Origin of the sequence: Trichocoleus sp. FACHB-46 (assembly GCF_014695385.1) — a bacterium.
In the GTDB taxonomy this organism is placed as follows: domain Bacteria; phylum Cyanobacteriota; class Cyanobacteriia; order FACHB-46; family FACHB-46; genus Trichocoleus.
This window is the reverse complement of the sequence record NZ_JACJOD010000032.1, coordinates 71237-84467: the sequence shown is the minus strand read 5'-3', so window position 1 is coordinate 84467 and position 13231 is coordinate 71237. Positions and strand designations below refer to the sequence as shown.

At 49.1% G+C, this 13231-nt stretch carries 15 protein-coding genes; 4 read left to right on the top strand and 11 right to left on the bottom strand.

From position 1 onward, the window contains the following. Window positions 1–7: 7 nt before the first annotated feature. The 6 genes from H6F72_RS20530 to surE all read right to left on the bottom strand — a co-directional run bounded on the left by H6F72_RS20530 (window position 8) and on the right by surE (window position 5724). The gene (locus tag H6F72_RS20530) at window positions 8–1507 is read right to left on the bottom strand and encodes a S10 family peptidase (RefSeq protein WP_190440088.1); all 1500 of its coding nucleotides are present in this window, start codon (window positions 1505–1507) and stop codon (window positions 8–10) included. Window positions 1508–1557: 50 nt separating this feature from the next. Further along, a complete protein-coding gene (locus H6F72_RS20525) occupies window positions 1558–1881 on the bottom strand; it encodes a hypothetical protein (RefSeq protein WP_190440085.1) in 324 nt (107 codons plus the stop codon). A 15-nt stretch (window positions 1882–1896) separates the two neighbouring features. Continuing rightward, window positions 1897–3627 (bottom strand): glycosyltransferase family 39 protein, encoded by a 1731-nt coding sequence (locus H6F72_RS20520; protein ID WP_190440082.1) that lies wholly within the window; start codon window positions 3625–3627, stop codon window positions 1897–1899. Continuing rightward, window positions 3624–4556 carry an NAD-dependent epimerase/dehydratase family protein gene (locus tag H6F72_RS20515; RefSeq protein WP_190440079.1) on the bottom strand — a complete coding sequence of 311 codons (933 nt, stop codon included), beginning with the start codon at window positions 4554–4556 and terminating at the stop codon, window positions 3624–3626. Before H6F72_RS20515 ends, H6F72_RS20520 begins: the two co-directional genes overlap by 4 nt. Before the next feature lie 192 nt (window positions 4557–4748). Beyond that, window positions 4749–4901, bottom strand: a complete 153-nt coding sequence (locus H6F72_RS20510) for a hypothetical protein (RefSeq protein ID WP_190440076.1) — start codon at window positions 4899–4901, stop codon at window positions 4749–4751. 145 nt (window positions 4902–5046) lie between these two features. Continuing rightward, window positions 5047–5724: a 5'/3'-nucleotidase SurE gene (surE, locus tag H6F72_RS20505; protein WP_190440072.1), complete on the bottom strand. Its 678-nt coding sequence runs from the start codon at window positions 5722–5724 to the stop codon at window positions 5047–5049. 136 nt (window positions 5725–5860) lie between these two features. Between surE and H6F72_RS20500 the strand changes: the two genes are divergently transcribed. Then, entirely contained in the window at window positions 5861–7048 is a 1188-nt protein-coding gene (locus H6F72_RS20500; protein ID WP_190440070.1) for a HAMP domain-containing sensor histidine kinase, read from the top strand. Between the two features lie 80 nt (window positions 7049–7128). On the opposite strand, the gene H6F72_RS20495 is transcribed toward H6F72_RS20500, so the two are convergent. Both H6F72_RS20495 and H6F72_RS20490 read right to left on the bottom strand, forming a co-directional pair. Next, window positions 7129–7542 (bottom strand): response regulator transcription factor, encoded by a 414-nt coding sequence (locus tag H6F72_RS20495; protein WP_190440068.1) that lies wholly within the window; start codon window positions 7540–7542, stop codon window positions 7129–7131. Between the two features lie 698 nt (window positions 7543–8240). After that, a complete protein-coding gene (locus H6F72_RS20490; protein ID WP_190440066.1) occupies window positions 8241–8483 on the bottom strand; it encodes a KGG domain-containing protein in 243 nt (80 codons plus the stop codon). Between the two features lie 540 nt (window positions 8484–9023). On the opposite strand from H6F72_RS20490, the gene psb32 reads away from it, so the two are divergent. Beyond that, window positions 9024–9680, top strand: a complete 657-nt coding sequence (gene psb32, locus H6F72_RS20485) for a photosystem II repair protein Psb32 (protein ID WP_242017048.1) — start codon at window positions 9024–9026, stop codon at window positions 9678–9680. A gap of 190 nt (window positions 9681–9870) precedes the next feature. On the opposite strand, the gene H6F72_RS20480 is transcribed toward psb32, so the two are convergent. Then, entirely contained in the window at window positions 9871–10254 is a 384-nt protein-coding gene (locus tag H6F72_RS20480; protein WP_190440062.1) for a DUF4346 domain-containing protein, read from the bottom strand. A 110-nt stretch (window positions 10255–10364) separates the two neighbouring features. Next, window positions 10365–10967: a methyltransferase domain-containing protein gene (locus tag H6F72_RS20475; protein ID WP_190440060.1), complete on the bottom strand. Its 603-nt coding sequence runs from the start codon at window positions 10965–10967 to the stop codon at window positions 10365–10367. A gap of 42 nt (window positions 10968–11009) precedes the next feature. Between H6F72_RS20475 and H6F72_RS20470 the strand changes: the two genes are divergently transcribed. Then, window positions 11010–11711 (top strand): RibD family protein, encoded by a 702-nt coding sequence (locus tag H6F72_RS20470; RefSeq protein WP_190440058.1) that lies wholly within the window; start codon window positions 11010–11012, stop codon window positions 11709–11711. A gap of 26 nt (window positions 11712–11737) precedes the next feature. After that, on the top strand, window positions 11738–12967 hold the full coding sequence (locus H6F72_RS20465; protein ID WP_370527544.1) for a GNAT family N-acetyltransferase: 1230 nt from the start codon (window positions 11738–11740) through the stop codon (window positions 12965–12967). A gap of 35 nt (window positions 12968–13002) precedes the next feature. Here the strand turns inward: H6F72_RS20465 and H6F72_RS20460 are convergent, their stop codons facing one another. Beyond that, window positions 13003–13230: a transposase gene (locus tag H6F72_RS20460; protein ID WP_190440055.1), complete on the bottom strand. Its 228-nt coding sequence runs from the start codon at window positions 13228–13230 to the stop codon at window positions 13003–13005. Window position 13231 lies beyond the last annotated feature (1 nt).

Here is a 13231-nt window from a genome sequence, read left to right as displayed (position 1 = left end):
GTTTTTCTCAGGCGATCGCGTTTCGGTAGAAGGTCTGCATCTCTGTAAACCATTGCAGGCGCGAGTCATCCCAACTATAAAACATATGTCCACCTTGGAAATGTTTTAGCGTCAAGTTGGGGCGGATCTCAGGGTCGAGCTTCATGAGATCCGCTAGGTGATTGGACGCAAAGTAGGGAGTCACCAGATCAAAAAACCCGTGGGTGATATACACCTGCATATAAGGATTCAGTGTCATTCCTATACGCAAATCATCCACTGCACCAATAAATCCTTGTTTCAGTTCTCCTTTGAGATCAAACTGCCAAGCCTTAAAGGTTTCCAGATTCAGGAGGTGGTAGGTCAAATCTGTTTCCAGACCCAAGGTATCGCGCAAGTGGCTGTTGATTGCTCCTGTAAACAGGCGATCGAGTCCATCTAGCGTCGGGTCAATCCCTTGATAAACGGTGCGATCGGGGAAGGGATCGATCGCGGTGATTGAGGCATCATACAACCCTACAATCCGCTGGCGATCGCGCAACAGTTCTCTCGAAAAAACTTCAATATCAACCCGCCCAGCCTGTCTCTCCACCAAAGACAGCGGCAACCCAATCAAATTTGCGATCTGTTGATAGGCTGATTGGCGTTCCTCAGAAGTTAGCGCATCTCCCATCGCCAGTAGTGGAATCAGCGTCCTACGGGCAAAGAGTTCGGCTGCGACCATATGGGCAGATAGATCTCCGGGTTCCCCAGCCCACTGAGCGCGTCCATGATGAGCTGCTGCCGCGGCCAAGGAGGGTAGCAATGTGGCCCAAGAAGTGAGGTTGTAATCATTTCCACCCAGCAAGCTGAATTCTAAGGCGGGAGAGATTAAAATCGCTCCGGAAAGACCAATGCCAAACTCCTGTTGCAGTTTGCGAGCCAACTTAGCAACCCGAAAGCCACCATAACTTTCCCCTGCAATAAAGATAGGAGATAACCAGCGTTTGTGGCGTGAGAGAAATCTTTGGATAAACTCTCCCAACGCCTTTAAATCCCGCTCCACCTCCCAAAACTCTACTTCCTTGGGTTTCTCTGCTTCCGTGCTGCTAGGTGTCTCACTCGATTTGTCCTGCTTGTCTTTGTCAGCTGGCAAACTACGGCTAAATCCCGTTCCGATCGGATCAATAAACACCAAATCTGTAAAACTGAGCCAACTTTCGAGGTTGTCGACCAATCGCACCGGAGGTTTCGGCAAGCCACCATTGGCATCAAAATAGATCCGTTTTGGCCCTAGCGCACCCATGTGGAGATAGGCAGAAGCAGCCCCAGGTCCACCATTAAACACAAAAGTCAGAGGGCGAGTCGTTGCTTCATCTGTTTCAGCTAGATAGGCAACGTGGAACATTTCTGCCACAGGCTTTTCTTGGTCAAACAGCGTTTGCCACTCCGCTGAGGCGGTATAGCGAATCCGGCGATCGCTCAGCGTCAGGGCATGCTCGGTGATACTGGATTTGCGAGCGACGGGGGAATTAGGGGTGTCAGACATAAGTTCAGGTTGGGCAACAGCTTAGATAGAGGTAGTTCTTAAACTAACATTCAGAATAATTCCTGAAAATCGGCAATCATCACTGCCTCAAGTATCAAGAGAGAGATCAGACTAACCCAGGAAAGACGGTTGCATAACTGGCTTGGAGCACGTTGCCGTCCAAGCCTTAGGGCTAAGCTACAAATCTGTAGGATTGCAGCCAGGAGCAACAACCCTAGTAGCCATAGAAGTCCGGGACCAGGACCATAAAGCAAAAAGCCAGTGAAGCCCAGCGGTTTGACTCCCGGTGCCATCCCTAGAAGAATGAGGGAAAGAATCAGTAGACTGCCGACTAAAGCCAGCAACCAAAACAAAATCCTGATGACTAGATTCATAGGCTAAGTAGCACGTTATCTGGCAGCGCAACGATAGAGTTGGTAAGGCACACCAATACGATGGTAGTTTTCTTCATCGCGATCGCAAGCCACCGTCTCCCCTCCCGACTTAGCTTGGCTCGGTAAGCTGAGCTGCTCTGGAAATTCTCTTTGCCTCAAACCACTGCCAACAATCCACAAATTAGGTGGAGTGGAGACAGGCGGTTGCACGTTGGCTAAATTCTGCCAAAGTTGGCTGTAGGTGGGTTGGCGACTCAAGAAACCAAAGGAGATGTTTTGATTTAGTTCTGGAGAAGTGAGCGATTGCCGATGCACTTCCAAGTCGAAGCTTAACCCTAGAGCAACTTCCAAGAGTGTGTCATAACCTGTCACCACCATCAGAGGTTTAGTGGGTTCCAACATTAAATTCTGAGCTACCTGTTGCGGCTGGTAAGGTTTCTGAAAGATGAAACCCAGTCCTAAAAAGATACAGCTAAGGAGACCAACCACTAAGACGCTGATCTGGACTCGGTAAGCACTCCAGTAGTGAGGCCAGGACATTCTAGGAGGCAGAGAGCTGTTTTGAGATAGCTGGGTTAGGCTTGCTCCTAATAAAGCACAGACCGCTGGATAGTAGACAAAGTTATAGCGCGGCACTACCGTAATGTCTTTGCCTAACACATAGACAATCCCCAAAAATTCCAACAGCACACACAGAATAAAGCTGGTCAAAGTGATAGTTGCTAAATGAGTCTCTGGCTGTACCCAAAGCTGCTTCAAGCCTCGGATGACGTGGCGCATAAGCCAAATTGCAAACACCAACATCAACAAAGCCGCTGGAATAGCGATCCAGAGTGGCTGATTCTCCACAGGGAAGGAGATCACCATGATCAGCCAAGCCGCAGGTAGTTGATAGAGCGGTGCTAGCTTGTCGAGCCAACTGGATTGAAAGGGAGATAGCCAATCGATTTCTGGGCGGCCTGTGTGGCTGAGTAATGTGGGCAACCAAGGGAGATAGCTCAAAGCCACGCCAGAAATAGCTAGGGCGATCGCCCCCCAGTGATAGCGGGAGATTCTGGAACGTTGCCAAACTGCAATCCCCACTAAGGTAACGACTTGCCCGACAAACGCCAACAAGAAAAAGTAGTGGATATAGAAGCCAATGCCATTGACCAACATCCAACCGAGCCAAGGCAGCGGTCTGAGCCGTCGAGATTGCCACAAGTCTTGCTGCATTTGGACTAAACCCAACAATGCCAGCGTAATCAGCAACATTGGCAAGGTATAGTGACGGGCCTCCTGCGAGAGATACACCGCAAAAGGAGACACCCCCATCAAAGCTGCTGCCATCAAGCCTGCCTTGCGAGAAAAGGCAACACGATTTAGTCCATAAATAGCCACGATCGCTGCAACTCCAAACAACGCCGGGAGCGATCGCAGCTTCCACACCCAAGACTGGGCAAATGGGTTGATCCACTGCAACCAGCCATGCAGCAAGCAGAAGAACAGCGGCGGATGCACAGACTCAGTGCTAACAGTTTGGGCGATTTGCGGACAACTAACACCCGATTTGAGCGTGAAGACCTGATCCAGCACCGTATGGGAAAACAGCATATTTAGCGGCACATCGTAGTAGCTGCGACCAAAGCTAAAAATTGCCGTAATCACTTCATCCAGCCAGAGAGGTTTGGCATCCAAGTTCCAGAAGCGTAACGCTGTGCCCAAAGCGATCGCCCCGACCAAAGCCAAGTAGTGTAAACGTTTCATGCGCCCAAAATCTCGTCATCCACTGAAAAATCTACTGCCGCTGTGTCCCGACCGGAAACGAGATAATCTTGGTGAAACGAGTCTTTCAGCCCAGAAACAAGCTCGAACTTAGGGTGCCAGTTGAGTTCAGCGATCGCCTTCTGCACCGAGGCAAAGAAGTGTTGGGTCCGCAGGGGAAAGGCTTTGCGCTTACCGAAATCAAATTGTTTGGGGTCGTAATGCACAATCTCAACTGCATCCGCAGATTTTCCTGCAGCCACGGCACAAGCGCGAGCTAAGCCATCAAATGTAACATAGCGATCGCTGGAAATATTGTAGATTTGCCCGATCGCTGTCGGATTACCCAACACATTTGCCATTGCTTGAGCTAAGTCTTGCACATGCCCCAATTGCGTCAGGTGCAGACCATGACCCGGAATTGGAATCGGGCGATCGCGAACAATACGATCAAAAAACCAAGCTTCTAAGTCGTTGTAGTTTTGCGGGCCGTAGATATAGGTAGGACGAATTGCAGTAAAGGGCAATCCCTGCTCTGCTATATAAGCTTCTGTTTCGTGCTTTCCACGATGCCGACTTTTGGCGTCTACCACATCTCCTTCCATATGCGGCATCTGATCCGATTTCAAATACACTCCCGCAGAACTTATGTAGACGAAATGTTGTACTTTGTCTCGGAACAGATCTGCTAGCGGTTGAGTGTCGCTCAACTCCCGACCGTTGTTGTCAAAGATGGCATCAAACGTCTCTGCGGCTAATTTGTCTTTGAGTTGAGCAGAGTCTGTGCGATCGCCCTGAATCTGCTGCACACCCGCCACCGGAGCAGGTTTATTTCCCCGATTAAACAAAACTACTTCATGCCCTTGCTCAACCAAAATTTGGGTCAGGTAAACCCCAACAAATCGGGTGCCACCCATAATCAGAATTCGCATACCCAGACCTCCTCACAACCCAGCTTTATTATCTTAGGACCTGGGAGGGAAGAGGTAAAAGTTAGGAGTCAGAAGTTAGGGGTCAGAAGCTAGGAGCCAAAAATCAACAGTTAGTAAATAATAGTGAGGATTCAGGCTAAGGGCGATCACTGTGGAAAAGCGATCGCCCTTAGCCTGAATTTATAGCCTGCTCTATGCGTTTTGAAGTCTGCCTGTTTCAACCAGGCGATCGAGGGCAGCTTTGACATCTTGTTGGGGGTAATTGAGCTGGTAGGCAATCATTACGACACTCCAAACAGGACGCCGCCGGACTACATCAAAGACGCTTTGCTCTAAGTTAGTCATTGGAATTTCTCCTCTGCAAAACTTTGGGCTATCATTCTCCCTACGTTACCTTTGATGAGGCATTCAAAACTCCGTCAATGAGCGCAAATTTTGTCACCCAAAAAGCCTGATCACCAAGGTTAATCTACCTTAAGGAAGGAATAGGTCATAGATGGAGCTGCGTCACGGCAATTTTGCCAGAGAAACAGACATCGACATCACTACCTAGAGTGCGATCGCGCTTGGAGTATTCTCCTTTGTAAATTAGGGAGTCTCCCTCAACAGCATAATCAATCGGTAGTGGCTGCTTGCAGGAGTTGCAAAACACCACTTCTGGATCAGGATCACCGGGTTCTAAATGAGGGAGATTGACATTCCAAAAGCTGCCGAGCTCTAGGGGGCGATCGTGCAGCTGGGTTAAAACCTGAGCAGTCCAACGCGCGGCTGTATCCCAATCTACATTACGTCGTCCTTTGCGATAGTGAGATATAGCCACGCCTGGAATCCCATGCAATGCTGCTTCCCGCACTGCTGCGACCGTTCCAGAAATATATACATCTGCGCCCAAGTTGCCTCCAGCGTTGATCCCAGACAGGACAAATTGGACTTTGGGAAAGAGATGGCTGATCGCGACACGGACACAATCGGCAGGAGTGCCTCCGATCGCATACTCGGCGGGCGATCGCTGCTCAATATGAATGGGAATGGTAGTTGTGACCCGATGCCCACAACCAGACCATTCTAGTTTGGGAGCGACCAGCACACCTGTTCCATTCACGGCCTTTTGCAAAGCTCGAATTCCAGGGGCATCAATACCATCATCATTGGTGAGAATTAGGGTCATACTGGGTTACTTGCTGAATCAGTGCAGGCACAAGGGGAGTTCGCCTTATTCTAAGAGGGCGATCGCGTGATTAATCAAGTAGCTGCTCAATTAGAATGATGCTAGAGCCTGCTCCATCCTTTGAACCTGAGGCACGATGGATTTTAGTCAAGCGCTAGCTGCAAAACGAGACATCATTGTACAAACCTGGATTGAGACAGTTCGCCAGGATTTACAGATTCCGGCGGTTGACGATCTACCGCGATCGGCAATTCGGGATCATCTTCCTGATGTGCTTGTAGGCATGGTTAGCATTCTCTCCCAGACTCAAGATAATGATATTCAATCCATTGTTGAGAGAAGTTTAGAGCATGGGGTCTTACGGGCGGCTCAAGGTTTTGCACCTAATGAAATTGCTCGTGAGTATCACCTTCTACGTCGGGTCATCTTTGCTACTCTGGAAACCGATTTTCTCAAAGGAACGGTATCGGACGTAATACGGGCATATAGCTTAATTGACACCATGATTGACGAAGCGATTACCCAGTGCTTCAACAGTTATGTGGAAGAGCGCTTGTGTGAGTTGCACCAACTCCAAAGCCAAGCAGAACTCACAAACCAGGAACTCACTCGCTTAGTGAAAGCGAATCAAGACAATCTATCCCAACTAGCTCACGAGCTAAAAAACCCCCTCAATTCCATTATTGGCTACTCAGAGTTGATGTTGCGAGCGTCTCGCAAGGTGCCAGAGACACGGGACACCACGCCCCATGTAGAGCATATTGAGACTGTCGTTCGTAATGGTAGACAGCTACTACGACTGATCAATGATGCCCTCGAGATTTCCCGCTATGAGGCAGGCAAAATGGACCTGCATCCAGAACCCACTGAAGTACGTTCTGTGATTAAGGATGTGGTAGAGATGCTCAAGCCTTTGGCAGATACCAAAGCTCTAGAGCTTGTGGTTGATTGCGATCGTGCCCCTGCAACGGTGTATACAGATTCTCTACGCTTACAGCAAATTGTTACCAATCTCCTGAGTAATGCAATTCGCTACACCAAATCAGGCACGATTTGGCTCTCCTGTGAGACTTTAGGCGATCGCCAATGGTTGTTGGCAGTTAAAGACACCGGAATTGGGATTGCCCCAGAAGAGCAGTCATTGGTTTTTGATCCCTTTTACCGCGCTGAGAACAACGAGGTGCATGTGCCAGATAGTACTGGATTAGGCTTAGCGATCGTCTCCCAACTCGTCAATCTCATGCAAGGAAAAATTGAGCTGAAATCTCAGCTGGGAGTAGGCTCTACCTTTACAGTGACTTGGCCTCTAAAAATTCAAGCTTAGGGAGCATAAGGTCTATATTTAAGAATTGCTTTTTCCATGGAGCGCAAAAAAGCAATCCTCTACTAAACCATCACAAGTAGCTACTGCGAGGGACTCATTGTGTCTTTCAAACGTAAAAATGCATTAATTCTAGCCATTAACTCGTCATAGTCAATTGGTTTGCGGATGAAGTCGTTGGCTCCTAAGTCTAATCCTGCCGGAGCACTGGCACTCTCAGACGCGGTAATCAAAATCACTGGGATGAACGGTAAGCTTTTATTTTGCCGGATGCGCCGGGTTAGTTCATAACCATCCATACCAGGCATCATGGCATCGATCAGGGCTAAGGCAGGGGGTGACGCTTCTAAAAGAGCTAGAGCAGATTTACCATTTCTGGCACTATCAACCTCAAATCCTTCTTCAATCAAAATTGCTTCTAAAAGAGACAAATTATCGGGCATGTCATCAACAATTAAAATGCGTTTGGCTGGGGAGTGAGCTTGAGCAGGAGACATAAAACTATTTTTTAGGTGGAGGTGTTATGGCCCTTCATATTAGTGATTGAAGGATTAACTTACCTCCGTCTTAAGGTGATCCCAACTACTAAACACCTCAAACCAAAACCATTTCAGGCCGACACCAGATCTGTAGCAATCGCCCTCAGCTAACCTCGCTTGGCCCTTCATTCCAGCTACTCAGCTCGCTAAGGATAGAGAGGTAAGCTTAAACCTGAGGTAACTCGAAAGCTTAAGAAAGAGGATGCTGGAGGTGTAGTTTCCAGCTCCCCTGCTCTTAGACCTAGACTCAGCAAACCAGTAATGACCGCTGCTAGCAAGAGTTTTTCTGCCATTGCAGTAGCCCCTCAGCTCAATTTCATATCTTAAAGATACTCCTTTAAGTCGATGACAGAAATCCTCCAAGTAAATGACCCAACTGGGTGAGTCGGGAGCATTGAAGCGATCGCGCCTGACCGAACAAAAAAGCACCCAATTTCTATGCCAAATCTAGGCCCAATGAATAGTTTGTTCTACTAAAAATAGCAGCCATTCGTTATAGAAATATTTGCAGGCAGGGAGCAGAGATGGAAAGCGATCGCCAGCAAAATTAGACTGCGATGAACCATAACTAATAAATTAGAATTCTCTAACTATAAAAGCCCCAGTAATTTCTAGGGCTTTTATAGTTAGAACTTCAACAGATGCATGCTTCAAGCCTAACGGTTTTTATGGCTGTTCCGACCGCCTTCACGCCCAATTTCTGCCATGTGATCGCGGTCTTGGCTGACTGTTTCGCCACCTTTGCGCCCAGCTTCTCTAGCTTCTTCAGGGCTAAACTCATGAGCAGTGCCTTTCTCATGTGCAGCCTTGCCACCCATGCTAGCAATCTCACGTTGCTTGCTTTCGTCCATGGAGGCAAAACCCTGTTTCCCTTTCTCTTCCTTCTTTTTATTTGCCATAGAAAGACTCCTTGCTTCAGCGACTATTAAACTTTGTTGAAACCCAAAATCATTACAAGTGATTCACTTGTTGTCTCTAGCCTAAAAAAACAGATGTACCGCTTCCTCCGACTAAGGATTGATAATTAAGAATTAAAAGAGAAAATTTTTCCTTCTAATGACGGAGAGCCATAATCTAGCCCTTTAGACATAGAATTTGGCGTAAATCTAGCTCATTCAAGGTTATAGTAGCCAAGCATGAAAAGCTCACAGAATAAATGTAGTAGCAGTTCTTAATAAATTTTTTAATCAAGAACTTTCAGGAATTTTGATTAAAAAGTTGCGATCGCTCTTGCTCCTCCAAATCGCTAACTTTTTAGCTCACTTGCTCATGAGTTCCGTCTGCATTCTTTAATCTCTGTAACAATTGTTCATAATTTGTCTAAGCGGTGTATCGTGAAAACATTGGTTTAGAGATACGTGCGTATGAGACACTTCCTCATTAACATTCGCTGTTGGAGTGGTTTGCTTCAACGCCTGGTCCTATGCCTAGCGGTAGTTATGTTGGCTGTGCAGTTGGTGGCCTCACCTGCTAGCGCCACTGGAATTTATGAGATGCCTAGCTCGCCGCCACAAACGCAGCTTTTGGACCAAGCTGATGTCATCAGTCGCCTCAACGAAGGCAAAATTACTAAGGAATTAGAAGATTTATCGCAGCAAACTGGGAACGAAGTTCATTTGGTCGTGATCCGTCGCCTTGATTACGATGAAAGTCCAGAAGGGTTTACGAATAAGCTGTTTGAGAAGTGGTTTCCTACCCCTGAAGCCCAAGCCAATCAAACGCTTTTGGTGCTAGATAAAGTGACGAATCAGGCGGCAATCCGCACGGGTGACCAGGTAAAAGCGGTGATGTCGGATGCGATCGCGACTAGTATGGCCCAGGAAACATTGCTGGTGCCGTTGGTGCAGGGTGACAACTATAACCAGGCGTTTTTGGATGTGAGCGATCGCTTGGTAGCGGTGCTTTCGGGTCGGCCTGATCCGGGTCCACCTCAAGTTGTGGACAATGTACGGGTGGAAGGAACATTCGCCACGGCGGAGAAAACCGAGCAGGAGCGAGGCAATTCTTTGGTTTGGGTGGTTGGTTTGTTGGTTGCTGCCACTGTGATTCCAATGGCGACTTACTATTTCTACTTGTTTTTACAGTCTCGGGCATAGAACCAAGCCTTGGGGGCACTCGCCCCCAAACCCCGCTGAGGGACGGTTGCGTCCCCCAGACCCCCTCCAAACGAGCCTAGCTGTTAGCGTTTCGAGTTCTTGGGTTGCTACTTCTTAATCTCTGGTTCTTAGCTCTTGGCTTCTAACTCCTCACCTTTCACTCCCTTCATCCCTCATCCCTCATCCTTCTTCAGTCCTGCACATATTCCTCTCCGGAGAGCATGGCGGTTTCAGCTCGGACGAATTCTCGGCCTAGGTAGGCGGCGTGATCGAGCTTGGTGACGAGGCTGGGTTCTTTGGACTCAAAGAGTTGGATGCAGAGTTCTTTGGCACTTCTGGCACTGTAGATTTTGGTGTGAGTGCGTTCTACTTTTCCCCGGACTGGGATGACTTCGCCTGTTTCTGGGTCAACGGCTAGCCCGCGATCGTTGATGGTGTTGGTGTAGTGCTTGGCGCAAATCTGGTTGGCTTCGCGATCGATGTAGATGATGAAGTAGCCGCCAGGATCGAGGTCGATATAGCGGTTGGATAATTTGTTATCGAGGACGGTAACTGCTTCAACAATGGGATTCATGGGAATGCGATCTCTGGACAATTTCTCTGCACGTTGATTGTGACCTTGACTACATTCTACGAAGAGAGCAGCTCTCCTGCGAGTTGAGTTGTAAATGCTGGGTCTATCTTTCAATCTTGGCGCTGGAAGCGGCCTAACTGCTCTTCTCCTTGCCGCTCTGGGATGGAGTTGGCGACAGGGGCCAGCTCTAGAATTTGAAAACTAGGTCGAAAATACTGCTGAATCTGGACGGGTGTGATGCCAAAGGGAGGACCACCCGGACGGTCGTGGGTGAAGAACAGTGCTAGAAGTTGTCCTTGAGGTTTAAGCAAGGTGTGGACGAGTTGCACGTAGTCAGGTCGCTGTTCTGGGGCGATCGCGCAAAAGCAGGTATGCTCAATCACGTAGTCAAAACTACCAGGAAATTCGGTGGCTAAATCAAAAATGTTGCGCTGGAGGAACTGGGCTGGGTTCTGACTAGTTTGAGCTAGGGCGGTGGCGGCAGCGATCGCGGTTGGCGCGAAGTCAAACCCCATCACTTCAAAACCATGAGCCGCAAATAAAAGCGCATCATACCCCCGTCCACAACCAAGTACAGCAGTTCGGCCTGATTTAGGAGCAGGGGATGAGTTTAGCAACTTGGCAAACGGTGGTGCAGCTTGTCCAATATCCCAACGGTCTGTACCTTCGCGATACCGTTGCTGCCAATAATCTGCTTCTTGAACTGACACCATAAGTATGATTCTCTTCAACCTTACCTAGTTTAAACAAACTCTATGGTTGACTCGGCTTTGGCTCGACCCCATACGACAGTTGTGTTGGCAATGAGCGCAGATGGCAAAATTGCCGATGTAAGGCGATCGCCCGCTCGGTTTGGTTCGGCTGCGGACAAAGCTCATTTGGAAAAACAAGTGGCTCAAGCAGATGCAGTACTGTTTGGGGCGGGTACGTTGCGTGCTTATGGCACGACGCTGCGGGTATCTCATCCAGAACTGTTGGAGATGCGATCGCAGCAGGGCAAACCCGCCCAACCTGTACAAATAGTTTGCTCTCGCTCTGGTGAATTTGACCCCAACCTGCGCTTCTTTACTCAACCTGTACCCCGCTGGTTGCTCACGATTACCCTTGGAGCAAAGGCTTGGCAGGAGAGAGCTGAATTCGAGCGCATTCTGATAGCAGAGGCACCTGAGGCACCTGAGCAAACCTTGGACTGGGAGCAGGCTTTTCAGCAACTAGCCACGTTGGGAATTCAGCGTTTAGCGGTGCTGGGAGGTGGCGAGTTAGTTGGTTCCTTGATGGCTCTGGATTTGATTGATGAACTGTGGCTGACAGTTTGCCCCTTGATTCTGGGTGGAGCGATCGCGCCTAGCCCAGTGCAAGGTTTAGGTTTTTCGGCAGAATCAGCGCCCCGCTTAGAATTGCTCTCGGCGGAAGCTAACGGCCCCGAAGTTTTTCTCCACTATCGCCTGCAACGCTGAAAAGATTGAATTACGCTAGAGAGCGGATGGCCCTAACTCCAGCAATCATGGTCGAACAACTCCAGCCCCGGTATTCCCTCGCTTGGATCAACAAAGTTTCTGAAGTGCCCCAAGCCGAATGGGACGCATTAGCCATGCCCTTAAACACTCCATTTTTTGAGTGGGACTGGCTCAACAACATGGAAACCTCGGGCAGCGCTACCGCCAAAGCGGGATGGTTGCCCAATCACCTCACCGTTTGGCGCGATCGCCACCTGATCGCTGCTGCTCCGCTCTACATCAAGGGCCACAGCTACGGCGAGTTTGTCTTCGACCAGCAGTGGGCCGATTTAGCCCAGCGCTTAGGCATCAGTTACTACCCCAAACTCCTAGGGATGTCGCCCTTCACCCCTGCTGAAGGCTATCGCTTTCTGATTGCCCCTGGCGAGGATGAAGACGAAATCGTGGAAATGATGCTGGATGAGATCGATCACTTCTGCGATCGCAACCGCATCTCCGGTTGTCACTTTCTCTATGTCGATCCGGAATGGCGACCTGTTTTAGAACGTCACGGCTTCACCCCTTGGCTGCACCATAGCTTCATCTGGAGCAACCTTGGCTTCCAAAGCTTTGATGACTACCTCAATGTTTTTAATGCCAACCAGCGCCGCAACATCAAGCGAGAACGCAAAGCTGTTGAGAAAGCAGGTCTGACGCTGAAAACCTTTACTGGAGATGACATCCCCAACTCCCTATTCCCACTGATGTATACCTACTATGCCGATACCTGCGACAAATTCGGCTGGTGGGGTAGCAAATATCTAACCCGGCGGTTCTTTGAGCAACTCCAGCCCCACTACCGTCACCGAGTCGTTTTCGTCGCTGCCTACAGTGAACAAGACCCCCACCAACCGATGGGCATGTCCTTCTGTCTCACTAAAGGTGATCGGCTCTATGGACGCTACTGGGGCAGTCAGCAAGACATCGACTGTCTCCATTTCGATGCCTGCTACTACAGCCCCATTGAATGGGCGATCGCCAATGATATTCAAACTTTCGACCCTGGCGCGGGTGGTCGTCACAAAAAACGCCGAGGCTTCCCTGCCACGCCCAACCATAGCCTGCACCGCTTCTACGACAAGCGCCTCAGCCAAATCCTGCGATCGTACATCCGGGAAGTGAATGAGCTAGAGCAGCAGGAAATGGATGGCATCAACGAAGCCCTTCCTTTCAAGCAAGCCAATGCCAACTTAGATCAAATAGATGGTGTCCTTTAAAGAATTATTTGTCAGAAAGTGTTTATAAAAGAGCGTCAAGCAATGCTTGATTCCCATCTCCGCCAATTCTTCGTTAGTCGTCGTAGCATCAGCCGGATGAACACATGAATCATGCCTTCGTGATTCGCTGGTAAGCGTTCGTAGTCACGAGCCAGAATACGAGCGTTCTCTAACCATGTCCAAGTGCGCTCAACCACCCATCGTTTGGGTTCCACTTGAAAGCCTTCCGTCTCCTCAGCATGTTGGCTAATTTCTAGTTCCATT